This is a genomic window from Pseudomonas sp. ADAK18, from assembly GCF_012935695.1.
In the GTDB taxonomy this organism is placed as follows: domain Bacteria; phylum Pseudomonadota; class Gammaproteobacteria; order Pseudomonadales; family Pseudomonadaceae; genus Aquipseudomonas.
In genome coordinates, this window is the sequence record NZ_CP052859.1 from 3,081,935 (window position 1) to 3,106,349 (window position 24,415).

Annotated in this window: 18 protein-coding genes and 4 tRNA genes; 7 read left to right on the forward strand and 15 right to left on the reverse strand. The window is 58.2% G+C overall.

Annotated features, from left to right (window positions below; all coding sequences use genetic code 11):
- Positions 1 to 203: 203 nt before the first annotated feature.
- Together HKK55_RS13740 and HKK55_RS13745 are read right to left on the reverse strand one after the other, a co-directional pair.
- A complete protein-coding gene (locus HKK55_RS13740; protein ID WP_169355191.1) occupies positions 204 to 1,013 on the reverse strand; it encodes a DUF2242 domain-containing protein in 810 nt (269 codons plus the stop codon).
- Between the two features lie 89 nt (positions 1,014 to 1,102).
- Entirely contained in the window at positions 1,103 to 2,002 is a 900-nt protein-coding gene (locus HKK55_RS13745; protein WP_169357853.1) for a LysR substrate-binding domain-containing protein, read from the reverse strand.
- 127 nt (positions 2,003 to 2,129) lie between these two features.
- On the opposite strand from HKK55_RS13745, the gene HKK55_RS13750 reads away from it, so the two are divergent.
- Positions 2,130 to 3,320 carry an MFS transporter gene (locus HKK55_RS13750; RefSeq protein ID WP_169355192.1) on the forward strand — a complete coding sequence of 397 codons (1,191 nt, stop codon included), beginning with the start codon at positions 2,130 to 2,132 and terminating at the stop codon, positions 3,318 to 3,320.
- A gap of 68 nt (positions 3,321 to 3,388) precedes the next feature.
- On the opposite strand, the gene HKK55_RS13755 is transcribed toward HKK55_RS13750, so the two are convergent.
- From HKK55_RS13755 to HKK55_RS13800, 10 genes are all read right to left on the reverse strand, one after another.
- Positions 3,389 to 5,263, reverse strand: a complete 1,875-nt coding sequence (locus tag HKK55_RS13755; RefSeq protein WP_169355193.1) for a SurA N-terminal domain-containing protein — start codon at positions 5,261 to 5,263, stop codon at positions 3,389 to 3,391.
- Between the two features lie 231 nt (positions 5,264 to 5,494).
- A complete protein-coding gene (locus tag HKK55_RS13760; protein WP_003174819.1) occupies positions 5,495 to 5,767 on the reverse strand; it encodes an HU family DNA-binding protein in 273 nt (90 codons plus the stop codon).
- A gap of 146 nt (positions 5,768 to 5,913) precedes the next feature.
- A complete protein-coding gene (lon, locus tag HKK55_RS13765; RefSeq protein ID WP_155585588.1) occupies positions 5,914 to 8,310 on the reverse strand; it encodes an endopeptidase La in 2,397 nt (798 codons plus the stop codon).
- 144 nt (positions 8,311 to 8,454) lie between these two features.
- The gene (gene clpX, locus HKK55_RS13770) at positions 8,455 to 9,738 is read right to left on the reverse strand and encodes an ATP-dependent Clp protease ATP-binding subunit ClpX (RefSeq protein ID WP_155585587.1); all 1,284 of its coding nucleotides are present in this window, start codon (positions 9,736 to 9,738) and stop codon (positions 8,455 to 8,457) included.
- A 112-nt stretch (positions 9,739 to 9,850) separates the two neighbouring features.
- Positions 9,851 to 10,486: an ATP-dependent Clp endopeptidase proteolytic subunit ClpP gene (gene clpP, locus HKK55_RS13775; protein ID WP_003174822.1), complete on the reverse strand. Its 636-nt coding sequence runs from the start codon at positions 10,484 to 10,486 to the stop codon at positions 9,851 to 9,853.
- 92 nt (positions 10,487 to 10,578) lie between these two features.
- The gene (gene tig, locus HKK55_RS13780) at positions 10,579 to 11,889 is read right to left on the reverse strand and encodes a trigger factor (RefSeq protein WP_169355194.1); all 1,311 of its coding nucleotides are present in this window, start codon (positions 11,887 to 11,889) and stop codon (positions 10,579 to 10,581) included.
- A 589-nt stretch (positions 11,890 to 12,478) separates the two neighbouring features.
- Positions 12,479 to 12,554: transfer RNA gene (locus tag HKK55_RS13785), tRNA-His, on the reverse strand.
- A gap of 131 nt (positions 12,555 to 12,685) precedes the next feature.
- Positions 12,686 to 12,770: transfer RNA gene (locus HKK55_RS13790), tRNA-Leu, on the reverse strand.
- Positions 12,771 to 12,826: 56 nt separating this feature from the next.
- Positions 12,827 to 12,902, reverse strand: a tRNA-His gene (locus tag HKK55_RS13795).
- A gap of 32 nt (positions 12,903 to 12,934) precedes the next feature.
- Positions 12,935 to 13,011: transfer RNA gene (locus HKK55_RS13800), tRNA-Arg, on the reverse strand.
- A gap of 280 nt (positions 13,012 to 13,291) precedes the next feature.
- Between HKK55_RS13800 and folD the strand changes: the two genes are divergently transcribed.
- A complete protein-coding gene (folD, locus tag HKK55_RS13805; protein ID WP_169355195.1) occupies positions 13,292 to 14,146 on the forward strand; it encodes a bifunctional methylenetetrahydrofolate dehydrogenase/methenyltetrahydrofolate cyclohydrolase FolD in 855 nt (284 codons plus the stop codon).
- A 209-nt stretch (positions 14,147 to 14,355) separates the two neighbouring features.
- Positions 14,356 to 15,294: a D-alanyl-D-alanine endopeptidase gene (gene pbpG, locus HKK55_RS13810; protein WP_169355196.1), complete on the forward strand. Its 939-nt coding sequence runs from the start codon at positions 14,356 to 14,358 to the stop codon at positions 15,292 to 15,294.
- A 46-nt stretch (positions 15,295 to 15,340) separates the two neighbouring features.
- On the opposite strand, the gene HKK55_RS13815 is transcribed toward pbpG, so the two are convergent.
- A complete protein-coding gene (locus HKK55_RS13815) occupies positions 15,341 to 16,012 on the reverse strand; it encodes a peptidase C39 family protein (RefSeq protein WP_169357854.1) in 672 nt (223 codons plus the stop codon).
- 210 nt (positions 16,013 to 16,222) lie between these two features.
- On the opposite strand from HKK55_RS13815, the gene HKK55_RS13820 reads away from it, so the two are divergent.
- Positions 16,223 to 16,384, forward strand: a complete 162-nt coding sequence (locus tag HKK55_RS13820; RefSeq protein ID WP_169355197.1) for a hypothetical protein — start codon at positions 16,223 to 16,225, stop codon at positions 16,382 to 16,384.
- 7 nt (positions 16,385 to 16,391) lie between these two features.
- Here HKK55_RS13820 and HKK55_RS13825 read toward each other — a convergent pair whose 3' ends face one another.
- The gene (locus HKK55_RS13825; RefSeq protein WP_169355198.1) at positions 16,392 to 16,802 is read right to left on the reverse strand and encodes a hypothetical protein; all 411 of its coding nucleotides are present in this window, start codon (positions 16,800 to 16,802) and stop codon (positions 16,392 to 16,394) included.
- A 215-nt stretch (positions 16,803 to 17,017) separates the two neighbouring features.
- On the opposite strand from HKK55_RS13825, the gene HKK55_RS13830 reads away from it, so the two are divergent.
- Genes HKK55_RS13830 through HKK55_RS13840 form a run of 3 tightly spaced genes read left to right on the forward strand, consistent with a single transcriptional unit; the run spans position 17,018 to position 22,797 of the window.
- On the forward strand, positions 17,018 to 20,239 hold the full coding sequence (locus HKK55_RS13830; protein ID WP_169355199.1) for an efflux RND transporter permease subunit: 3,222 nt from the start codon (positions 17,018 to 17,020) through the stop codon (positions 20,237 to 20,239).
- Entirely contained in the window at positions 20,229 to 21,395 is a 1,167-nt protein-coding gene (locus tag HKK55_RS13835; protein WP_169355200.1) for an efflux RND transporter periplasmic adaptor subunit, read from the forward strand. Before HKK55_RS13830 ends, HKK55_RS13835 begins: the two co-directional genes overlap by 11 nt.
- A complete protein-coding gene (locus HKK55_RS13840) occupies positions 21,379 to 22,797 on the forward strand; it encodes an efflux transporter outer membrane subunit (protein WP_169355201.1) in 1,419 nt (472 codons plus the stop codon). The genes HKK55_RS13835 and HKK55_RS13840 overlap by 17 nt, the downstream gene beginning before the upstream one ends.
- A 175-nt stretch (positions 22,798 to 22,972) precedes the next feature.
- On the opposite strand, the gene HKK55_RS13845 is transcribed toward HKK55_RS13840, so the two are convergent.
- A complete protein-coding gene (locus HKK55_RS13845; RefSeq protein ID WP_169355202.1) occupies positions 22,973 to 24,256 on the reverse strand; it encodes a Zn-dependent hydrolase in 1,284 nt (427 codons plus the stop codon).
- Positions 24,257 to 24,415: the final 159 nt, after the last annotated feature.

A 24,415-nucleotide genomic window follows, 5' to 3' on the forward strand; every position in this document is an offset into this window, starting at 1 on the left:
CATTCAAAAGCCTGGTACTCCAGCAGTTCTTCCTGATAATCGTCCATTGTTGACTCCTTGTTTAATCGAAAAGGCATTGTGTAGTGACCTGCACAACCAGCCTAAAGTGCCGTCATGACGAAAAAATGTCCGAGACATGACGTTCCTGCACTTAAAGATTAAACGTAGCAGCCTTCTTTGGATTTAACAGGGCACATCCCGACTTACTGCGCGGGTGTCGGCAGTGGCGCAATCACCTCTGTCGGCGCGGGCAACGTAGGCGTGGTTTCAACCGGGGCGGCTGGCGCAGGTGTTTCCTGCGGGGCAATCGGTGCAACTTGCGCCGGTGGCACGACCGGTTGTGACACAGCCGGTGTTACAGGAGCCAAGGGGGCGGCCGGTACTTCCTTCGGCGCTTCAATCTTATCGGTGGCCGGCGCCACCTTGGGCTCAGGTACACCCAGATCAGCCTTGGGTTTCTCGGGGATGTGCTCAGCCTTTTTCACTTCCTGAGGCAGGAAAACGTCCACCAGGGAGAAGTAACGCTCATAAAACTTGGGCGAGGAGACCGTCTCGCTGGCCACCTTGACCATCGAGTCGTCGGTGGACCCGATCGGCATCGACACCGAACCCAAAACACCCACCCCCAGGCTCGCCGAGTTATTGACCTTCTTCAACGCGTAGCGATCCTGCAATGCGTTGGCAAACATGGTCGAATGGTGATCGCCACTGCCATCATCAGCACACACGACGTTGAAACTGATCTGCAAGTGAGTTTCACCGGTCTGCTGGAAACTCTTGTTGCCGACCACCAGCTTCGGATCGCTGCTGGTGATGATGTAACCCTGGCTCAGCAGCGCACGCCGGGCCGCTTCGCAGGCCGCCGTGTCACTGACTGGGTAATCACGGGAAAACGTACCGGAATCGTCGAAATTCTCATGTTCATAAATAGCGGTCTTGGGTGACGAACAGCCCGCGGCGCCCGCCAGCACCAGCGCCAGCCCGAGGCTACGCAAGTGAAATGATGTCAACATTGAAAATCCTGAGGAAAACGGTCAGGGCGGTATTGTGCAACAGAACGTGGCCTTGGCGTGCGGATTCCTGTCGGTAAAACCCAAGAGACTTATGGGACGGTGTCCGCAGGAAAAAGCCGGTCGCACAGATGGTCGATAAACACCCGTAACTTGGCTGAGGCATGGCGACTGGATGGCCAGAGCATCCAGAAGCTGCTGCTGTGTTCCAAGTAGGCATCCAGTACCCTTTGCAGCCTGCCCTGCTCCACCGATTCGCGGACCATGAAGTCCGGCAGGCAGGCAATGCCCAGACCTTCATGGGCAACGTGCATGAGCGACTCAATGGTTGTGGACACGAGAGGTGCACGCAGGGTCGGCTCTGGTAGACCGGGTTCCGGTCGCAATGGCCAGGCTTCGAGCTTGCCGGTGGCGCAGAACTTGTGGCGCAAGCAGGCGTGGTCGCTCAAGTCCTGAGGCCGAAGGGGTACGCCATGTTGGGCAAAATAGTCGGGCGAGCCCACCAGCACCAAGCGGTAATGCCCAAGGAGGCGCGCCATCAAGCGCGAATCCTCGGGCTTGCCAGTACGCACCACAGCGTCAAAACCCTCCTCGATCACATCCACCATGCGGTCGGAAAAGTCCACATCCAGTTCGATATCCGGGTAGGCGCGCATAAAGTCAGCCAATACCGGCATCAACAAGCCCCTGACCTGAGGCAGGCTGATGCGCAGCTTACCCCTTGGGGTGGCCGCCGCCTGGGTCAACTCCTGTTCTGCCGCTTCGACCTCGGCAAGAATGCGTCGGCAGCGTTCCAGAAACAGCGCACCCTCACCCGTCAAGGTGATGCTGCGGGTGCTGCGGTGGAACAACCTGACCCCCAGGCGCTCTTCGATGCGCGCGATACTCTTGCCGACCGCCGAAGAAGACACACCCAGCACCCGACCGGCGTCGGTAAAGCTGCGGGTTTCCGCCACCAGCACAAACACCGAAATACTGCCCAGACTGTCCATGGTGGCTTTCCAGATTATTGCGGACATAAGCGTCCGATAAGTTCGGAACTTTAGCCTGTTTTTCTGCCCAGCGCAGCACCCTACTCTGCGGCCTTGCCCTGCCGTATTGACACTGGAGCCGAGAAACATGAACGACAGCTGCGCACTTGCCGATTCCCCCCCACACGTTCCCGCCAGCCGTGACCGGCTGCCCCTCAGCGGTTTACTGGCACTGGCCACGGCCGGATTCATCACCATCCTCACCGAGGCCATGCCCGCCGGCCTGCTACCGCAGATGGGTGCCGATCTCGGGGTTTGCGAGGCACTGGTCGGTCAGCTCGTAACGCTATACGCCATCGGCTCATTGCTGGCGGCCATCCCCTTGACCATCGCCACCCGTGGCTGGCGCCGGCGACCGTTGCTGCTGATTGCCATCGGTGGCTTTGCTCTGGTCAACAGCATCACGGCGTTTTCCAGCGACTACCTGCTGACACTGGTGGCCCGTCTGTTTGCGGGCGTCTTCGCCGGCCTGCTCTGGGCGCTACTGGCCGGTTACGCCAGCCGTATGGTGGCACCGCATCTGCAAGGGCGAGCGATTGCCGTGGCCATGCTGGGTGCCCCGTTGGCGCTGTCCCTTGGGGTACCCGCCGGGACCTTCCTGGGGACAGCAGTGGGATGGCGCTTGAGTTTCGCAATCATGACCGGGCTAACGATTGTGCTGCTGGCCTGGGTACGCTGGCAGGTACCGGATTTTGCCGGGCAAAGCGTGGAGAAACGTCTCGGGCTACGCCAAGTACTAACGCTACCAGGGATTCGTCCGGTGTTGTTTGTGACCTTTACCTACGTGCTGGCCCATAACATCCTCTACACCTACATTGCACCTTTTCTGGTGCCCGCCGGAATCGCAGCCGATATCGACCGGGTGCTGCTGGTGTTTGGCCTGGCCGCACTCTTGAGCATCTGGATTGTTGGAGTGTTGATTGATCAACGGCTACGCCAGTTAGTGATCATCAGCTGTGCACTGTTTGCCCTGTCGTCCTTGGCGTTAGCGTTCTGGCTCAGTTCTGCACCCGTGATCTACATGACAGTCGCGTTGTGGGGCCTGGCCTTTGGTGGCCTTCCGGCGCTGCTGCAAACGGCACTGGCCAAGTCCGCCGGGGATTCGGCCGATGCGGCGCAGTCGATGCTGGTCACCGTGTGGAACCTGGGGATTGCCGGGGGCGGTTTGGCAGGCGGCATATTGTTGCAGGGGATGGGAGTGATTTCATTTCCGTGGGTGGTCGCCGCGTTGCTGCTGCTAGCGCTGCTCGCCACACTACGGACGAAACACATTCACTGAATCGAGCGGACAAAAAAAGCCCCCGGCCTGTTCAGGCCGGGGGCTTTTTATTCAGGCGACCCGCAACATCAGAACTTCTTGATGTCAGCCTGGGTTTCCAACTGCTTACGATAGGCAGCAAAGTCCTGCTGACCCACACGCGAAGCGAGGAAGCGGCGGTATTGAGCCTTTTCTTCGTCCGTCGGAGCAGCGGCTTCGTTGACATCGTTCAGGCGCACGATCATCAGGCTACCGTCGGCCAGCGTCACGCTGGTGAAGGTGGGCTTGTCCTTGGCCGCAGGCTTAGGCATGCGGAACAGGGCTTGCAGCACTGCTGGATCGATCCCTTCCTGGCCACGGGTGGCCGCTTCGGTGACTTTCCAGCTCTGACCATCGATCACTTGATTCAACGGAGTCTTGCCATCACGCAAGCTGGCAATCAGTTCATCCGCATGAGCCTTGGCCGCAGCGATAGCGCGCTCCTTGGTCATTTGCGCACGGATGGCAGTCGCAACGCTTTCCAGCGGCAGCTGAGCAGGCTTCAGGTGCTCTTTGGCACGCAGCACCACGATGGTTTCCGGATCCAGGTCGATGGCGGTGCTGTTGGCACCCTCGTCCAGAACTTCCGGGCTGAACGCTGCGGTGACTACCGCACGGTTTGCTGCAATGCCATCACCACCGTTACGGCCAAATGGCTGGGAGGTGTGCACGGTCAGCTTCAGGTCCGACGCTGGCTGGGCCAGGTCGGAAGCTTCGAATGCAGCATCTTCCAGTTGTTTGGTCGCTTCAACGAAACGCTGTTCAACCTGCTGAGTTTTCAGCTCGTGGGTCAGCTTGTCTTTCAGGCTGGCAAACGATGGCACTTGCGGTGCTTCAACTCCCAACAGCTTGATCAGGTGCCAGCCGAAGGTGGTACGTACCGGCGCCGAGACCTGATCCTTGTTCAAGGCATACAGGGCTGTTTCGAAGGCAGGGTCATAGACGCCAGGGCCCGCGTAACCGAGGTCACCGCCACTGTTCGCCGAACCTGGATCCTGGGAGAACTCCTTGGCCAAGGCTTCAAAGCTTTCGCCCTTGGCCAGGCGTGCCTGGATTTCCTCGATCTTGGCCTTGGCTTGCGCCTCGTTCACCTTGTCGTTGACTTCAATCAGAATGTGCGCGGCACGACGCTGTTCAGCGAGGTTGGCGGTTTCTTTCTGATACAACGCCTGCAGCTCATCGTCCTTGACCGTGACCTGGTCGAAGAAGGAAGCCTTCTTCAGCTCCAGGTAGTCGATGACCACCTGGTCGGGGGTCATGAACTCTTTGGCGTGCTGGTCGTAGTAAGCCTTGACCTCGTCGTCGGTGAGTTTCACCGCCGCAGGATCAGCCTTGATGTTGACGGTGGCGAAATCGCGGGTCTGTTTTTCCAGACGCGCAAATGCCAGGACCTGGGCGTCGGTGACAAAACCACTGCCGGCGATGCCTGCGCGAACCTGGCCGATCAGCATTTCCTGAGTCAGCATCTGACGGAATTGCAGGCGGCTGTAGCCCAGTTGACGGATCACCTGGTCAAAACGCTCGGCGTTGAACTGGCCATCAACCTGGAATTCCGGTGTCTGCAGGATCACTTGGTCCAGTGCAGCCTCGGAGAAAGCGAATTTCGAATCGGCGGCGCCTTGCAGCAGCAGCTTGCGATCGATCAAACCTTTGAGAGCGGCTTCGCGCAGCAGTTTTTCATCCAGCAAGGAAGCATCGAAGTCCTTGCCCAACTGTTGCATCAGTTGACGACGTTGCATGTCGACGGCCTGGCTCAGCTCGTTTTGGGTGATTTCTTCACCGTTGACCTTGGCCACGTCCTGCTTGTTGTTGGTCGAAGCCTGAAAAATAGCCTCGATACCGGTGAACGCCATCAATGCGACGATGATCCCGATAATGGTCTTGGCAATCCAGCCTTGTGAATTGTCCCTGATATTCTGCAGCATGCGTCCCCCAGAAACGGTTGAACTTCAAAATTAGGCAACCGTGGAGCGTGGGTAGAGTCCGGATAGAAGAAAGGCGCATCCGAGGATGCGCCTTCTCGTAACTGGCGGAGCGGACGGGGGTTTGAACCCAACACCCCCGGCGTGGCGACCCGATGGATACTTGGGTCAACTGCCGCTCCGCTGCCAGGTCAGACCTGCGTCCAACCCGGATGGGTAAGGCTTGAACGAAGCTTAGTTAACCGCTTCTTTCAGGGCTTTACCGGCTTTGAAGCCTGGCTTTTTGGCAGCGGCGATTTGCAGCGCCTTGCCGGTCTGTGGGTTACGGCCAGTGCGAGCTGGACGATCGGTCACAGAGAAAGTACCGAAACCAACCAGTACCACGGAGTCGCCGGCCTTGAGAGCGCCAGTGACGGATTCGATTACTGCGTCCAGCGCACGGCCAGCAGCGGCTTTCGGGATATCAGCAGATGCAGCGATAGCATCAATCAGTTCCGACTTGTTCACTCTAAGTCCCCTTATATCTATTGAGTATGATTCTAAGTTTTTTGGTGAAAGCAAAAACCAGTGCTGAATGGCCTACAGACACTTAAGAGCCGCTTTATAACAAGGGCTCTAAAAAGCTGTCAAGGAAGCCACCAGGCTTAAACGTATTAATGCGTGCTAATTCTTTCCTTAGAGTCAGTCTCGCGTTTTTCATCCTTTGCAACTATCTCCGGAGCCACATCCGGCAAGGGCTCCGGCGCGTATTGCAGCGCAATTTGCAGGACCTCGTCAATCCATTTAACGGGTTTAATCTGCAGATCTTGCTTGATGTTGTCAGGAATTTCCTTCAAGTCGCGAACATTCTCTTCAGGAATGATCACCGTCTTGATACCACCACGGTGCGCAGCGAGCAATTTCTCTTTGAGGCCACCAATGGCCAGCACCTGACCACGCAGGGTAATTTCCCCGGTCATGGCGACATCGGCACGCACCGGAATGCCGGTCAAGGCTGATACCAGTGCCGTGCACATGCCTACGCCTGCGCTAGGGCCATCTTTGGGAGTCGCCCCTTCCGGCATATGGATGTGGGTATCGCGCTTCTCGTGGAAGTCCACGGGGATTCCCAGGCTCTTGGCGCGGCTGCGCACTACGGTCAGCGCGGCGGTGATCGACTCGACCATCACATCGCCGAGGGAACCGGTCTTGATCAGTTGGCCTTTGCCCGGCACGACAGCCGCTTCGATGGTCAGCAATTCGCCGCCCACCTGAGTCCACGCCAGGCCGGTTACCTGACCGATCTGGTCCTGCTGCTCAGCCAGGCCATAACGGAATTTACGCACGCCCAGGTAGTGCTCCAGGGAGTCGGCAGTCGCCTTCACCGAGAAACGTTTTTCCAGCGCGTGTTCCTTGACCGCCTTGCGGCAGATCTTCGCCAACTGACGCTCAAGGCCCCGTACTCCGGCCTCGCGGGTGTAGTAACGAATGATGTCGCGGATCGCCTCGACCTCGAATTCGATCTCGCCCTTCTTCAGGCCATTGGCCGAAATCTGCTTGGGCGCGAGGTATTTGACCGCGATGTTGATCTTCTCGTCTTCGGTGTAGCCCGGCAGACGAATCACTTCCATCCGGTCCAGCAACGCTGGCGGAATGTTCATGGAATTGGAGGTGCAAAGGAACATTACGTCGGACAGGTCGTAGTCGACTTCCAGGTAATGGTCGTTGAAATTGTGGTTCTGCTCGGGGTCGAGCACTTCCAGCAAAGCCGACGCCGGATCGCCACGCATGTCACTGCCCATCTTGTCGATTTCATCGAGCAGGAACAGCGGGTTGCGTACGCCCACCTTTGTCATCTTTTGAATCAATCTTCCCGGCATCGAACCGATGTAAGTCCGGCGATGGCCACGAATTTCCGCCTCATCGCGGACGCCGCCAAGGGCCATGCGTACGAATTTACGGTTTGTTGCGTGGGCAATCGACTCAGCCAGCGAGGTTTTACCCACACCAGGAGGCCCGACCAGGCACAACACCGGACCGCGAATCTTCTTCACGCGCTTTTGCACAGCGAGGTATTCGAGGATGCGTTCTTTGACTTCTTCGAGGCCATAGTGATCGGCATCGAGAATGTCTTCAGCGCGAGCCAGGTCCAGGCGCACCTTGGTCTGAGCTTTCCACGGCACCTGAACCAACCAGTCGATGTAGGAACGCACCACGGTCGCTTCAGCCGACATTGGCGACATCTGCTTGAGCTTGTTCAGCTCGGCAGTCGCTTTGGTCAGGGCGTCTTTCGGCAGGCCAGCGGCATCGATGCGCTTCTTCAGCTCTTCGATTTCGTTGTGGCCTTCTTCGCTGTCACCCAGCTCTTTCTGAATGGCCTTCATTTGCTCATTCAAGTAGTACTCGCGCTGGCTGCGCTCCATTTGCTTTTTGACGCGGCCGCGAATGCGCTTCTCAACCTGCAGCAGGTCGATTTCGGCATCCAGCAATGCCAGGACGTGCTCGACCCGGGCCGACAAATCGATAATTTCGAGGATGTCCTGCTTCTGCTCGATTTTCAGCGCCATGTGCGCGGCCATGGTGTCGACCAGGCGGCTTGGCTCATCAATGCTGTTGAGGGAAGAAAGGACTTCAGCGGGGACTTTCTTGCCCAGTTGCACATATTGCTCGAACTGGGAAAGCAGGCTGCGAACAAATACTTCGGACTCGCGTTCAGGAGCGTCGACTTCGTCGATCAGCACCACTTCGGCGCGCAGGTGGCCGTCCACCTCCATGAAGCGTTCGACCGCCCCACGCTGCTCACCTTCAACCAACACCTTGACGGTGCCATCAGGCAGCTTGAGCAGTTGCAGAACGGTAGCAATAGTACCAACGCGGTACAGGGCATCTTCGCCCGGATCATCGTCGGCAGGATTCTTCTGGGCCAACAGCAGGATCTGCTTGTCGCCCGTCATCGCAGCCTCGAGGGCTTCGATAGACTTCTCGCGCCCCACGAACAGCGGGATAACCATGTGCGGATACACAACGACATCGCGCAACGGCAGGAGAGGCAATTCAATGGTTGTCTTCATGATTTCGCCTCTATGACAGATGAAAGTAAGCTTGAAACCAAGATGGGGGCTGTCTGCAAAAAAAACAAGCTTAATGGCAGCAGTTAAACGCAGTAAAAACAAAGGGGCCCTAAGGCCCCTTGTTCTATTCCGGCAGGACGACGCTTACGCGTCAGGCGCAGCCTTGGCAGCTGGCTCACTGTTTTCATAGATATACAGTGGCTTGGACTTGCCTTCTATAACGCTTTCGTCGATCACCACTTTACTCACCTCGGATTGCGAGGGGATTTCATACATGGTGTCGAGCAACACGCCTTCGAGGATCGAACGCAAACCACGGGCGCCCGTCTTGCGCTCCAGTGCCCGCTTGGCCACCGATTTGAGCGCGTCAGCACGGAACTCGAGGTCCACACCTTCCATCTCGAACAGCTTGGCGTACTGCTTGGTCAGGGCGTTTTTCGGCTCGGTGAGAATCTGCATCAACGCAGCCTCATCCAGCTCGTCCAACGTCGCCAGGACCGGCAGACGGCCGACAAATTCCGGGATCAGACCGAACTTGACCAAATCGTCAGGCTCGACTTCACGCAGGGATTCACCGACTTTCTTGCCTTCTTCCTTGCTGCGAACTTCTGCACTGAAGCCAATGCCGCCACGGGTGGAACGGTTTTGAATAACCTTTTCCAGACCGGAGAACGCACCGCCGCAGATGAACAGGATGTTGCGCGTATCAACCTGAAGGAATTCCTGCTGTGGATGCTTGCGGCCGCCTTGTGGCGGTACGGAAGCAACCGTGCCTTCGATCAGTTTCAACAGCGCTTGCTGCACACCTTCGCCGGAAACATCCCGGGTAATCGAAGGGTTGTCGGACTTGCGCGAAATCTTGTCGATTTCATCGATGTAGACAATGCCCATCTGGGCTTTCTCTACGTCGTAATCGCATTTCTGCAGCAGCTTCTGAATAATGTTCTCGACATCTTCGCCCACGTACCCCGCCTCAGTGAGGGTGGTTGCGTCAGCAATGGTGAAGGGAACGTTCAGCAGGCGAGCCAGGGTTTCTGCAAGCAAGGTTTTACCCGAACCTGTAGGACCGATCAGCAAGATGTTACTTTTGCCGAGCTCGACGTCATCATTCTTTTTGTCACGCTGGTTAAGGCGCTTGTAGTGGTTGTACACCGCTACGGCCAAAACCTTCTTCGCACGCTCTTGACCAATTACGTACTGGTCAAGGATGCCGCTGATTTCTTTAGGCGAAGGCAATTTATGCGCGCTGCTTTCGGCCTGGGCTTCCTGCACCTCCTCACGGATGATGTCATTGCACAGGTCGACGCACTCGTCGCAGATAAAGACCGAGGGGCCGGCAATCAATTTGCGTACTTCATGCTGGCTTTTGCCACAGAAGGAGCAATAGAGCAGCTTGCCGTTGTCCTCGCCGTTGCGGGTGTCAGTCATTCGTTCGATCCAAATCCGATAGGCTTGCAACACAAGATGAAGGCTATTGAGGGCTTTTTCAAGCCCACTGGTGATCGGACCCGCCGACCAGCCCTATTTTGAGCTGCTTATATTAAGCAGGGCGCTTTTCGATCACTGCGTCGATCAACCCGTATTCACGCGCGGCTTCGGCGCTCATGAAATTATCGCGGTTGGTGTCGCGCTCGATCTCTTCCAGGGTATGCCCGCTATGCTTGGCCATCAGCGTGTTGAGACGCTCACGAATAAAGAGGATTTCCTTGGCATGGATTTCGATATCCGACGCCTGCCCCTGGAAACCGCCCAGTGGCTGGTGAATCATCACACGCGAGTTCGGCAGGCAGTAACGCTTGCCCTCAGCACCAGCGGTCAGCAGGAAAGCACCCATGCTGCACGCCTGACCGATACAGGTAGTCGACACGTTTGGCTTGATGAACTGCATGGTGTCGTAGATCGACATGCCCGCTGTCACCGAACCGCCCGGGGAGTTGATGTAGAGATGGATGTCCTTGTCCGGGTTTTCCGCTTCAAGGAACAGCAGTTGCGCACAGATCAGGTTGGCCATGTAGTCCTCTACCGGACCAACCAGAAAGATCACTCGTTCCTTGAGAAGGCGCGAGTAGATGTCATAGGCGCGCTCGCCACGAGCAGACTGCTCGACAACCATCGGGACCAAGCCGCCTGCGGCCTGGATATCAGAGTTCTGCTGAATATACGAATTACGGAACATGCTCTGCAGTTACTCCCAAATAGTCATGTCTTGAATACGCATAAGCCAGCGCGAGGCTGGCTTATGGGTGTATTTTCGAACGAGTTGGACAATCAGTCGGCTTGTGCTGCTTCCGCCGGCTTGACTGCTTCTTCGTAAGAGACCGCTTTATCGGTCACCTTAGCCTTCTGCAGAACAGTATCTACAACTTGCTCTTCCAGCACAACCGAACGCACTTCGTTCAGTTGCTGGTCGTTCTTGTAGTACCAAGACACAACCTGCTCAGGCTCTTGGTAAGCCGAAGCCATTTCCTGAATCATCTCGCGAACGCGGGTTTCGTCAGGCTTGAGGTCGAACTGCTTGACCACTTCCGCCACGATCAGGCCCAGCACTACACGGCGCTTGGCTTGCTCTTCGAACAGCTCAGCCGGCAGTTGGTCAGGCTTGATGTTGCCGCCGAACTGCTGAACAGCCTGCACGCGCAGACGATCCACTTCGTTGGACAGCAGGGCCTTAGGCACTTCGATCGGGTTGGCAGCCAGCAGACCGTCCATGACCTGGTTCTTGACCTTGGACTTGATGGCCTGGCGCAGCTCACGCTCCATGTTCTTGCGAACTTCGGTGCGGAAACCTTCGATACCGGTTTCCTTGATACCGAACTGGGTGAAGAACTCTTCGTTCAACTCAGGCAGCTTAGGCTCGGAAACGGTGTTGACGGTCACGGTGAACTCGGCGGCTTTGCCAGCCAGGTCCAGGTTCTGATAGTCAGCCGGGAAGGTCAGGTTCAGAACACGTTCTTCGCCGGCTTTAGCGCCAACCAGACCGTCTTCGAAACCTGGGATCATACGGTTGGAACCCAGCACCAGTTGAGTGCCCTTGGCCGAGCCGCCAGCGAACACTTCGCCGTCAACCTTGCCAACGAAATCGATGTTCAGCTGGTCTTCGTTCTGGGCAGCGCGATCGGCCACTTCAAAACGAGTGTTCTGCTTGCGCAGGATTTCCAGCATGTTGTCCAGGTCCGAATCAGCCACGTCAGCGCTCAGGCGCTCGATAGCGATGGAATCGAAACCGGCCACTTCGAATTCAGGGAACACTTCGAAAACGGCTACGTATTCCAGATCCTTGCCTGCTTCCAGGGTTTTAGGCTCGATCGAAGGCGAACCAGCCGGGTTCAGCTTTTGCTCGACAACAGCTTCGTAGAAGGAAGCCTGGATCACGTCACCTACAGCTTCCTGACGTGCATCAGCACCAAAACGGCGCTTGATTTCGCTCATCGGCACTTTGCCTGGACGGAAACCAGCGATCTTGGCCTTTTGGGCAGTCTGCTGCAGACGCTTGTTGACCTGAGTCTCGATGCGCTCAGCCGGCACGGTGATGCTCATGCGGCGCTCAAGAGCAGAAGTATTTTCAACAGAAACTTGCATGGATATTCCTCGTTGCACAGACGTTAGCCGGCCGTTTCCGACCCCAGAATCAAGGGCATGCATTCTAGTGGGTCAAACTCAAGAAGTCACCCTACTGAAAACGGGTAAAAAAGCAGCAGGCAATTTATAGGAGCGAATGCACGAATACACCTCGCCCCGCTAGCAAATACAGTCAATCACGCCAAGGCTCTGCGCCAACCCTTCTATATATAGAAGAGGTGGTCGATCATCCCCCGGCAGCCGATCTCGCACGCGAGTTCGACGGGCTGGGCAGCAGCATCGAGAAACATAAATACGACGAAGCGCCCTACCCTTGCGGCCCCAAACCTGTGGCCGCGCTGAACACTCAAACCACTGAAACAAAAACGGCACAGCCCTTTTCAGATGCTGCGCCGTGATCTGCTATTAAATAGCTGCACTGATCCAATATCGCCGGACCCGCTCCAAGCGTTCAAAACCGGCAACGATTCTAACGCCAAGGCATTGAGAATGCTTGCTTTTTTCTTGGTGCTTTAACACCCGGCCAATCTGGTAAATAGCAGGCAAGAAAAAAGGCGCCAGACTGTTAATCTGGCACCTTTTCAAAATATGGGGTGGACGAAGGGGATCGAACCCTCGACAACGGGAGTCACAATCCCGTGCTCTACCAACTGAGCTACGCCCACCATATTGCTTTTTTGTGCTGGAGCAGCCTGATGATTGCCCCGCAACAGTTGAACCCGTGATCAAAAAAGCCGCTGATCACTGCTTTTTCAATCTATTCCGTCAAAGCCGACAGCCCTGACAAAATTGAATTTGGTGCGGATGAAGAGACTCGAACTCTTACACCTTGCGGCGCTGGAACCTAAATCCAGTGTGTCTACCAATTCCACCACATCCGCGCGTGAAGCTGTTAAAGCAAAGGCGCCAGACTATTAATCTGGCGCCTTTTTAAATATGGGGTGGACGAAGGGGATCGAACCCTCGACAACGGGAGTCACAATCCCGTGCTCTACCAACTGAGCTACGCCCACCATATAGCGCTACTTGTGCCAAAGCTGCCTAATGGCGCACCCGGCAGGACTCGAACCTGCGACCATCCGCTTAGAAGGCGGATGCTCTATCCAGCTGAGCTACGGGCGCCTTATTAATCTGTACTCTTGGAGGATTACAAACTAAGTGCTTCCAGTCTTACAGAACTAAACGACTATTCTGCTTGACCTTCATAACCAGTGCTAGGCTGTGCCCGACAAGTGCGACGAATAGTATAGGCGACCCTTGAGGTCGTCAAATCTTTTTTGAAAAAAATTCATTTTATTTAAGGAGTTAGGGGAATTTGCAGACCAAGCGCCTTTGCCCTCACGCCCTGGCATGCGAGAATGCGTGCTCTTTTCTTCTCCCTCTCGATGGTTAATCACGCGTAATGACTGCACAACTTATCGACGGCAAATCGATCGCCGCCAGCCTGCGCCAGCAGATCGCCAAACGTGTCGCCGAGCGTCGCCAGCAAGGCCTGCGCACGCCGGGGCTCGCGGTGATCTTGGTCGGCAGCGATCCCGCCTCTCAGGTTTATGTCTCGCACAAGCGTAAAGACTGTGAAGAGGTCGGCTTTATTTCCAAGGCCTATGACTTGCCTTCCGATACCACCCAACAGGCCCTCACCGACCTGATTGACAGCCTCAACGACGACCCGAGCATCGACGGCATCCTGCTGCAGTTGCCTTTGCCAGAGCATCTGGACGCGTCCAAGTTGCTGGAACGCATCCGCCCGGACAAAGACGTCGACGGCTTCCATCCTTATAATGTCGGTCGTCTAGCCCAACGTATTCCGCTGCTGCGTCCTTGCACCCCGAAGGGCATCATGACCCTGCTGGAAAGCACCGGCGTTGATCTTTACGGTCTGGACGCGGTCGTAGTCGGCGCCTCCAACATCGTGGGTCGCCCGATGGCCATGGAGTTGTTGCTGGCCGGTTGCACCGTGACCGTGACCCACCGCTTCACCAAAGACCTGGCCGGTCATGTTGGCCGCGCCGACCTGGTGGTAGTCGCCGCCGGTAAGCCGGGCCTGGTGAAAGGTGAATGGATCAAGGAAGGCGCCATCGTCATTGACGTGGGCATCAATCGCCAGGATGACGGCAAACTGGTGGGCGACGTGGTGTATGAAACCGCCCTGCCTCGCGCCGGCTGGATTACGCCGGTTCCGGGCGGCGTTGGCCCGATGACCCGTGCCTGCCTATTGGAAAACACGCTGTACGCGGCAGAAACCCTGCACGACTAATAACCAGCCGCTCTGAAAAAGCCCTGCCTTATGGCGGGGCTTTTTATTGGCCGGAGAAAAATCACTTTTTTCTTTGTTTTTAAGGGCTTTCGTCTGGTTTTAGAAGCACATTCGACAATTTCTGATCCATACTCCTAGAATGTAACGTCATTTGTCAGAAAGTCCGTTGCAGAACGGTATATCCCTACTTTTTTAGCGAGTTCATCCGCGTGAAAATTCGTCTTTCTATCGTCAGCCTATTTTTTGCACTTACAGGCACCTTCGTCAGCGCCAACGTCGACGCCCGCGAAACCACTATGGCCCCCCGAGACACTTCGCAACTGCACATTGCCTCCGGCAGTGCGATGTTGGTGGACCTGCAGACCAACAAGGTCATCTACTCCAGCAACCCGGACGTGGTCGTGCCGATTGCTTCGGTGAGCAAGCTGATGACCGGCTTGATCGTGCTGGAAGCCAAGCAGAACATGGATGAGTACATCGACATCAACATCAACGACACGCCGGAAATGAAAGGCGTGTTCTCCCGGGTCAAGATCGGCAGCGAAATGCCACGCAAAGAGATGCTGCTGATTGCCCTGATGTCTTCGGAAAACCGTGCCGCCGCCAGCCTCGCCCACCACTACCCGGGCGGCTACGCAGCCTTTATTGCAGCGATGAACGCCAAGGCCAAGGCGCTGGGCATGACCAATACCCACTATGTCGAGCCCACCGGCCTGTCGATCCATAACGTCTCGACGGCACGTGACTTGAGCAAGTTGCTGGCAGCCGCACGCAAGTACCCAATGCTCAGCGAACTGAGCACCACCAAGGAAAAAACCGTAGCTTTCCGCAAGCCCAACTACACCTTGGGCTTTTCCAACACCGACCACTTGATCAACCGTGCCAACTGGGACATCAAGCTGACCAAGACCGGCTTTACCAACCAGGCCGGCCACTGCCTGGTGCTGGTGACAAGCATGGGCAATCGTCCGGTGTCGCTGGTGATCCTCGACGCGTTCGGCAAATTCACGCACTTTGCCGATGCCAGCCGCATTCGCAATTGGGTTGAAACCGGCAAGAGCGGCTCAGTGCCAGACGTGGCCCTGCGCTACAAGGCCGACAAGAACTTGAAAAACCGTCAGGGTGTGGTGCAGACATCCGAGCGCTAAAAGGTTTTCGACCACAATAAAAAACGGCGCCCTTGAGCGCCGTTTTTTATGGCTTCGCGGCCAGCACCTTGAGTGCCTGGGCCGCAGCCTGCTCCTGCCCCGCCTGGGCCAAAGCATTGGCGGCTTGCTGCCAACGCTGGGTATCCACGTTGGCTGGCAATTGGCTTGGCCGCTGAACCAGGATCGCCCAATGACCAGCGCTCTCCCACGCGGACTCAAAAGCACTGAAGCCCATCAGCAGCCGTCGATTCATCCCCGAACGCAACAACACCGTACCTTTCTGCTGGTTGAAGCCCACCAGCACGGCGTAACGCGGCCCGGACCAGAAGCTCGAACCCTCGGTAATCCGCACCATGACCGGATACCCGGCCGCCACTTGCGTCAATAACGCCGGCAGCTTGGGATCCAGTGGATAGACCAGCAGGCCGTACTCCCGGGCCAGTACCTGCATATTGCGCTCAAGGTCCGCTTCGGCACCTGGCAAATGCAACGGTTTATCCAGCAACCCCGGTGTAATCACAATGCCTTGTTGGGACAGCATGCTGGCCAAGGCAGAAGGACCACTCAAATAGGCCTCAGTGCGGAAACCCGCCACGCCATTGAGCTCGACCCGCTCCGGCAGACCCTGGATTTTCGAGGGGTGCCCGGCGCAGGCCGCCAGCCCCAGAACACAGGCTGCCAACAGCCAGGAGGTTTTAACGTTCGACCGTAACCGCAACTTCATCACTCTCTTGATCAAATGCCGACGTGGGCGTTGATCATAGGACGCTCTTGAACCGGGGTATAGCCTTGAACCGCAGTAAATGGCCCGGCATAGAGCAAACAAGTTGGACACACACGACCATTGGTCAATAGCACGCAACGGTACGCTGGCTAGACTGTCCATAACAGACAGTGTGTGCCCTGCACAGGGCAAAAGGAGGCACTCATGAGCCTGACGACAACGATTTTCCTACTGGTATGCGGCTGGCTTTCAGTGGCCGGCGCCATGCTGTGGGGTGTACTGCGTGTCACCCGCCGACACCATCATCCACAGGTAAAACCTGCGGCACCCGACAAGTCACACAAACCCGCCGTGCACCACGCCTGACCCGGCCTCAACCCGGCATGCAGTTGAAATCCTGGGTGCGCGCCACTTCCTTGCCATGCCCATCCATAAGTTCGGCCCGTACGGTGGTACCCAGGCTTGATTCCACCAAGGTGTAATGCTCACCGGCCTTGAAACCCTTGTAGTCGACATGGCCCAGGCAGTCCTGCTGATTGTCGTCACCCGCCTCTTCTTCAAACAAGGTCACGTCGAGACGATGGGCGCCGGGTTTGACTTCAAAATAACGACCATCATCAATGCGCTTACCGTCCACCCGCTCGGCCATCAAGTCGTTGGGCGCTTCCTCTTGCAGGCCAATCCAGGCTTCACTCGGGTCCGGCTGCGGCATTGGGCCTGCGCAGGCCGACAACAGCAGGACCGCACTCAGGGCCGGGATCAACAACAAGGGTTTCAGAGACATGGCAGAACTCCAGAAGGACAATATTGAACGGGCAAAAGGTGCCTCGTCCGAACGGTATCCAGCTTGTTACTGCCACCATTGTTGAACAAATGAATACATATGAAAGGATCTTCAGGCATTACCTAAAACTTCCTTCACTTAGCTGAAAGGTGCGTGTTAGGTGGGTCGGGCAAGACTGCCGGGGTTTGCAATCCAACTCCTTTGGAGGTTACGGCATGCTCGGGCTGGTAAAGACCGCACTGCTCAAGCCCTACACGTTTATCGTGCTGGCGATTTTCATCTGCATCATCGGGCCCATGGCGGCCTTGCGTACCCCCACTGATGTATTTCCCGATATCGGCATCCCGGTGGTGGCGGTGGTTTGGCAGTACAACGGCCTGTCGCCGGACGCCATGGCCGGCCGGGTGATCTACACCTACGAACGCTCCCTGAGTACCACGGTCAACGACATCGAACACATCGAGTCTCAGTCGTTGCCAGGCATGGGCATCGTGAAGATCTTCTTCCAGCCCGGCGTCGACATCCGCACCGCCAACGCCCAAGTAACCGCGGTGTCACAAACCGTACTCAAGCAAATGCCGCCTGGCATTACCCCGCCACTGATCCTTAATTACAGCGCGTCGACGGTGCCAATCCTGCAGATGGCGTTCTCCAGCCCGACGCTCTCCGAGGCGAAGATCCGCGACCTGGTGCAGAACAATATCCGCCTGCCCCTGAGCGCCCTGCCCGGCCTGGCCATGCCTACCCCCATGGGCGGCAAGCAACGCCAGATCACCCTCGACCTCGACCCACAAGCCTTGGCCGCCAAGGGTCTGTCCGCCCAGGACGTGGGCAACGCGCTGGCCTTGCAGAACCAGATCATTCCCGTGGGCACCGCCAAGCTCGGCCCCAATGAATACACGATCCTGCTCAACAACAGTCCCAAAGCCATTGATGAGCTGAACGACCTGCCGATCAAGACCGTCGACGGCGCAATCATCACCATCGGCCAAGTGGCTCATGTGCGTGATGGCTCGCCTCCGCAGACCAACATTGTGCGGGTCGACGGCCATCGCGCCGTGCTGATGCCGGCGCTGAAAAACGGCAGCATCTCCACGCTGTCGATCATCGACGGCATTCGCCAGATGCTACCGCGTATCAATGAAACCCTGCCGCCGTCGCTGAAGACTTCGCTGCTGGGTGATGCGTCGGTATTCGTCAAACAGTCGGTGGGCAGCGTTGCCCAGGAAGGCATCATCGCGGCGCTGCTGACCAGTGCGATGATCCTGCTGTTCCTCGGCAGCTGGCGCTCAACCTTGATCATCACCGCCTCGATTCCGCTCGCCGTATTGTCGGCCATCGCCCTCTTGGCAGTCAGCGGCCAGACCCTCAACGTCATGACCCTCGGCGGACTGGCGCTGGCGGTGGGGATCCTGGTGGACGACGCCACGGTGACCATCGAGAACATCAACTGGCACCTGGAACAAGGCAAGACGGTGAAGACCGCGATCCTCGACGGTGCCAAACAGATCGTCGGCCCGGCGTTCGTATCCTTGCTGTGTATCTGCATCGTGTTTGTGCCGATGTTCATGCTGCAAGGCATCGCCGGCTACCTGTTCCGGCCGATGGCCCTGGCGGTGATCTTTGCCATGGCCAGTTCGTTCATTCTGTCGCGAACGCTGGTGCCGACGTTGGCGATGTACCTGCTCAAGCCCCATGCGCCGGAGCAAGGCCAGGGCCACCACCCGGAAGATGAATTCATCAACCATCACGAAGGTGAACAGCACAAGCCCCAGCGCCACGCAGCCCTGCAGGCGGTATTGAATTTTCAGCAGGGTTTCGAGCGCCGCTTCTCCAACGTGCGCGATGTTTACCATGGCCTGCTGACTCTGGCCCTGGGTTATCGCAAGCGCTTTATCGTCGGCTTCCTGGCTTGCGTCCTCGCCTCATTCCTGCTGCTGCCAAGCCTGGGCCAGGACTTTTTCCCGGCCACTGATGCCGGCGCGCTGGCGATGCATGTACGCCTGCCTTTAGGCACACGGATCGAGGAAAGCGCCGCCGCCTTTGACCGAATCGAAGCGCGAATCCGCGAGATTATTCCGGCGGAACAACTGGACACCATCGTCGATAACATCGGGATTCCCTTGAGCGGGATCGACATGGCCTACAGCAGCAGCGGCACTATCGGCCCGCAGGACGGCGACATCCAAGTCAGCCTCAAGGCCGACCACAGCCCCACTGCCGACTACGTGAAAAAACTCCGTGAAGCCCTGCCTGAAAGTTTCCCCGGCAGTCATTTCGCGTTCTTGCCGGCGGACATCAGTAGCCAGATCCTCAACTTCGGCGCACCGGCCCCGTTGGACGTGAAGATTTCCGGGCGCAGTGACGAAGAAAACCGTGCCTATGCCCTGGAACTGGAGCGCCGACTGCAGCATGTGCCGGGCATTGCTGACCTGCGCATCCAACAGTCCACCGGCTATCCGTCGCTGCAAGTCAACGTGGATCGCATGCGCGCCAATGGGCTGGGCATTACCGAGCGCGACGTGACCAACAGCATGGTCGCGTCACTGGCCGGCAGCTCGCAAACAGCACCGACCTTCTGGCTCAACCCGGCCAACGGCGTGTCCTATTCGATCGTCGCCGCGACACCGCAATACCGTCTCGACAGCTTGCCGTCACTGGAAGCCTTGCCGGTCACCGGTGCCGATGGGCAGTCGCAAATCCTCGGCGGCGTAGCAACCATTTCCCGCGTGCAAAGCCCGGCGGTGGTCACCCACTACAACATCGAACCGACCCTGGACCTGTACGCCAACGTACAAGGCCGCGACCTCGGCGGCGTCGCCCGTGACGTGCAAAAAATCCTCGATGACACCGCCTCCATGCGCCCCAAAGGCGCGACCATCAGCCTCCACGGGCAGATCGACGCCCTGCATGAAGCCTTCAACGGTTTGAGCTTCGGCCTGTTGGGCGCAGTGGTGCTGATCTACCTGTTGATCGTGGTGAACTTCCAGTCGTGGGTCGACCCGTTTGTGATCATCACCGCCCTTCCTGCAGCGCTCGCCGGGATCGTGTGGATGCTGTTTCTAAGCGGCACCTCGCTGTCGGTGCCGGCGCTGACGGGGGCCATTCTGTGTATGGGGGTGGCCACCGCCAACTCGATTCTGGTGGTGAGCTTCTGTCGAGAGCGTCTGGCCGAACACGGCGATGCCTTGAAGGCCGCGCTGGAGGCCGGCTACACCCGTTTCCGCCCGGTGTGCATGACGGCGCTGGCGATGATCATCGGCATGCTGCCCCTGGCCTTGTCCGAGGAGCAGAACGCCCCGCTGGGCCGGGCCGTCATCGGCGGCCTGATCCTCGCCACCACCGCCACCCTGCTGTTTGTTCCCGTGGTCTTCAGCCTGGTCCACGGTCGCCATCCTACTCGTGCTGTTGCTGGAGAAACCTCACATGTCGTCTGATCACAAACCCTCGCGCAAGCGTCTGATGCTCATGGGTGTTGGCGGCCTGACCCTGGCCGCCCTGTTGGTCGCCAACGGCCTGCACGCCCGCACGATGCACGAAAAAGCCGTCACCGCCTGGACCGAAACCGCCGCAATACCGCAAGTGATGGTGTTCCAGCCCAAACAAAACGTCGCGGGCGACACCCTGCGTTTGCCCGCGCACCTGGAAGCCTGGAGCAAGGCACCGATTCATGCGCGGGTCAGCGGTTACCTGAAGGACTGGAAAGTCGATATCGGCGCCCAGGTCAAAGCCGGACAGGTTCTCGCCGAAATCGACAGCCCCGACCTTGACCAGCAAGTGGCACAGACCCACGCCCGGTTGATCCAGGAACAGGCCAATGCACGCCTGGCCGAAACCACCGCAACCCGTTGGCAAAACCTGCTGGCCAGCCATTCGGTGTCCCGTCAGGAAGCCGATGAAAAAACCTCGAATGCCGCCGCGGCCAAAGCCAATGTCCAGGCCGCCGCAGCTGACTACGCACGGCTCTCGGCGCTGGAAGACTACAAGACCATCCGCGCGCCCTTCGCCGGCGTCATCACCGCACGCAATACCGATATCGGCCAGTTGATCAAGGCCGACAGCGACAGCGATCCGGAACTGTTCGACATCGCCGACACCCATCAACTGCGCCTCTATGTGCCGGTGCCGCAGAACTATGCGGCGGTGATTCACCCTGGGCTTGAGGCACAACTGACGGTCCCCGAGCATCCCGGCGAACACTTCAACGCACAGTTGATGGGCGACTCCACCGCCATCGACCGACGCTCCGGCACCTTGCTTGCCCAGTTTGTCGCCGACAATCCCGACGGCCAATTGCTGCCCGGTGACTACGCCGAAGCCACCCTGCCGATTCCGGCGGATACCCATGGCGTCAGCATCCCCGCCAGCTCGCTGATCTTCCGCGCCGAAGGCACTCAGGTTGCCGTGCTGGATGCGAAGAACCATGTACACCTGCAAGACATCCACATCGGCCTGGACCTGGGCGAACGCCTGGTGATCGACCAAGGCCTAAAACCTGCCGACCGCGTAGTCGACAACCCACCGGATGCCCTGCGTGAAGGTGACTTCGTGCAACTGGCCGACGCCGGAGGTGCCCATGCGCCCAAGGCTTAAACCCCTCGCCACGCTGGTGTTGCTGGCGCTGCAAGGCTGCTCGATGGCGCCCACCTACACAGTGCCGGCGATTGACCTGCCGGCGCGGTACCGCGAACAGACCAGCGATGGCCCGTGGCACAGCGCGCAACCCGCCGACCAACTGGCGCCACAATGGTGGTTGCTGTATCAAGACCCGCGCCTGGATGACCTGCAACAACAACTGCTGAAGGTCAACCCTGATTTGGCCGCGGCGCTGGCACATTTCGATGCGTCCCAGGCGTATGCCAGCCAATTGCATGCTGGATTGTTCCCGCAGATCACTGCCAGTGCGCAGCCGTTGCGCCAGCGCCAGTCGGACAGTCGGCCACTGCGCGGTGATACTCAGCCTTCGGTGTACAACAGCAACACCGCCGGTTTCTCCCTGAGCTACGACTTGGATCTGTGGGGCAAGATCCGCAACCAGGTAGCGGCCGGTGACGCCCAGGCCCAGGCGTCCGACGATGACCTGGCGGTGGCACGTCTGAGCCTGCAACATCAACTGGCGACGCTGTATGTGCAGCTTAATGGGCTGGATGCGCAGAGCCGAATTCTCAGCAAATCCCTGGATGATTTCGGCCAGGCGTTGCAACTGACCCGCAGCCGTTACGAGGGCCAGATCGCCTCGGAACTGGACCTGACTCGCGCGCAAAGCCAACTGGCCGAAGCCGAGGCGCAACTGGATGATGTGCGTGGTCAGCGCAACCTTACCGAGCATGCGATTGGTGAGTTGGTGGGCGTGTCAGCCAGTGACTTCCAACTGCCGCCGAGCCAGCAACTGATCGCACTGCCGGGTATTCCGCAACAGCTGCCAAGTCATCTGCTGCAACGTCGACCCGATATTGCGGCGGCGGAACGGCGGGTGTTTGCAGCCAACGCCAATATCGGCGTAGCCAAGGCGGCGTGGTACCCGGACTTCAGTTTGACCGGGTTGATTGGCGGGCAAACCCAAGGCGTCGGCAACTTGTTCTCAGCGGCGAATCGGTACTGGGCGCTGGGGCCGTTGGTCAATCTGCCGATCTTCGACGGTGGACGGTTGAGTGCCAACGAACGTCAGGCCAAGGCCGAGTTTGAGGAAGCTTCAGCGCATTACCGCAGCCAGGTTTTACGGGCGGTGCGCGAGGTGGAAGATAACCTGGCGCAGTTGCGAGATTTGCAGCAGGAAGCGCTGGATGAACAGGCCGCGGCGAATGCAGCGGAGCACACTCAGGCACTGGCGATGAACAGCTATGAAGCGGGTGCGGTGAGTTATCTGGACGTGGTGACGGCGCAGACGGCGGCGTTGCAGGCGCAGCGTACGTTGCAGGCGGTGCAGACGCGGCAGTTGCAGGCGAGTGTCGGGTTGGTCACGGCGCTGGGTGGCGGTTGGCAACCTGGCACCTGATACTGCTCTCAGGCCCCCTCAGTTCTAAATGTGAGAAAGAGTTTACTCCCAATAGCGGCGGCGTCCCTTCTGACCCCATCGGGAGCAAGCCCCCTCCCACATTTTGATTGATGTTCGACATGACAACGCGGTCAACTGTGGGGCGCTTGCTCCCCCTCACATGTTTTACTGCATTTCAGGCGGCGAGTTTCCCACTGGCAATCGCCGCCGACGCCGCGACCATAGCCCGCAACAACACCGCACACCCCGCCGCCAAATCATCCGGCGCGGCGTTCTCGATTTCGTTGTGGCTGATACCCCCTTCACACGGCACGAAAATCATCCCCGCTGGACCGAGTTCAGCCACGAAGATCGCGTCATGCCCTGCCCCGCTGACGATATCCATGTTCGATAGCCCCAAGCCGTTGGCCGCATTGCGCACGGCATCCACGCAGCCTTTGTCAAAGTACAGCGGCGGGAAGTCGGCAGTCGGAACCATCTCGAATGTGAGCCCGTGTTTGGCGCAGGTGTCGTCGATCACCTTGCGCACCTGGGCAATCATCGAGTCAAGCCGCGCCGGTTCCAGGTGGCGGAAGTCCAGGGTCATGCGCACTTCGCCGGGGATGACATTGCGTGAGCCGGGATACGCTTGCAGGCAACCGACGGTGCCACAGGCGTGAGGTTGATGCCCCAGCGCAGCAGCGTTGACCGCCGCGACCACAGCTGCGGCGCCTACCAGGGCATCCTTGCGCAGGTGCATAGGCGTCGGGCCGGCATGGGCTTCCACCCCGCGCAACTTGAGATCGAACCATTTCTGGCCCAGGGCGCCAAGCACCACGCCGATGGTCTTCTTCTCATCCTCAAGAATCGGCCCCTGTTCGATATGCGCTTCAAAATACGCGCCCACCTTGTGCCCGCTGACCGGACGTGTGCCGGCATAGCCAATCGCATTCAACGCATCACCGACGGTCACGCCGTCAGCGTCGGTCTTGGCCAGGGTGTCGGCCAAGGTGAATTTCTCGGCGAACACGCCGGAACCCATCATGCACGGTGGAAAGCGCGAGCCTTCTTCGTTGGTCCACACCACCACTTCCAGCGGGGCTTCGGTTTCGATATTGAGGTCGTTGAGGGTGCGCAACACCTCCACGCCGGCCAGCACGCCGAAGCAGCCGTCGAACTTGCCACCGGTGGGTTGGGTGTCTATGTGGCTGCCGGTCATGACTGGCGGCAACTTGGGATTACGCCCAGGACGGCGGGCGAAGATATTGCCCACGCCATCGATGGTCACGGTACAGCCTGCCTCTTCGCACCACTTCACAAACAGGTCACGGGCTTGGCGGTCGAGGTCGGTCAGGGCCAGGCGGCAGACACCCCCTTTGGGCGTGGCGCCGAGTTTGGCCAGTTCCATCAGGGACAGCCACAAACGATCGCGGTTGATGTGCTGATGGGTGGATTGCAGAACGTCTGTGGCAGCGTTCATGGGGATCTCCTCAGGCTGTATTTCTTATGAGTTGATTCAAGTCAAACTGTGCAAACCCGATCAAATGTGGGAGCTGGCTTGCCTGCGATGGCATCACCTCGGTGTCACTGAAATACCGAGCTGCCCGCATCGCAGGAAAGCCAGCTCCCACATTGACCG

Bases quoted from the DNA above. Each gene is read 5' to 3' on its own strand.
- HKK55_RS13750 (WP_169355192.1), top strand. From the start codon at position 2,130: ATGAACGACAGCTGCGCACTTGCCGATTCCCCCCCACACGTTCCCGCC.
- HKK55_RS13825 (WP_169355198.1), bottom strand. From the start codon at position 16,802: ATGTCTCTGAAACCCTTGTTGTTGATCCCGGCCCTGAGTGCGGTCCTG.
- HKK55_RS13820 (WP_169355197.1), top strand. From the start codon at position 16,223: ATGAGCCTGACGACAACGATTTTCCTACTGGTATGCGGCTGGCTTTCA.
- clpX (WP_155585587.1), bottom strand. From the start codon at position 9,738: ATGACTGACACCCGCAACGGCGAGGACAACGGCAAGCTGCTCTATTGC.
- HKK55_RS13845 (WP_169355202.1), bottom strand. From the start codon at position 24,256: ATGAACGCTGCCACAGACGTTCTGCAATCCACCCATCAGCACATCAAC.
- HKK55_RS13740 (WP_169355191.1), bottom strand. From the start codon at position 1,013: ATGTTGACATCATTTCACTTGCGTAGCCTCGGGCTGGCGCTGGTGCTG.
- HKK55_RS13830 (WP_169355199.1), top strand. From the start codon at position 17,018: ATGCTCGGGCTGGTAAAGACCGCACTGCTCAAGCCCTACACGTTTATC.
- HKK55_RS13840 (WP_169355201.1), top strand. From the start codon at position 21,379: ATGCGCCCAAGGCTTAAACCCCTCGCCACGCTGGTGTTGCTGGCGCTG.
- clpP (WP_003174822.1), bottom strand. From the start codon at position 10,486: ATGTTCCGTAATTCGTATATTCAGCAGAACTCTGATATCCAGGCCGCA.
- lon (WP_155585588.1), bottom strand. From the start codon at position 8,310: ATGAAGACAACCATTGAATTGCCTCTCCTGCCGTTGCGCGATGTCGTT.
- tig (WP_169355194.1), bottom strand. From the start codon at position 11,889: ATGCAAGTTTCTGTTGAAAATACTTCTGCTCTTGAGCGCCGCATGAGC.
- HKK55_RS13745 (WP_169357853.1), bottom strand. From the start codon at position 2,002: ATGGACAGTCTGGGCAGTATTTCGGTGTTTGTGCTGGTGGCGGAAACC.
- HKK55_RS13755 (WP_169355193.1), bottom strand. From the start codon at position 5,263: ATGCTGCAGAATATCAGGGACAATTCACAAGGCTGGATTGCCAAGACC.
- HKK55_RS13835 (WP_169355200.1), top strand. From the start codon at position 20,229: ATGTCGTCTGATCACAAACCCTCGCGCAAGCGTCTGATGCTCATGGGT.
- folD (WP_169355195.1), top strand. From the start codon at position 13,292: ATGACTGCACAACTTATCGACGGCAAATCGATCGCCGCCAGCCTGCGC.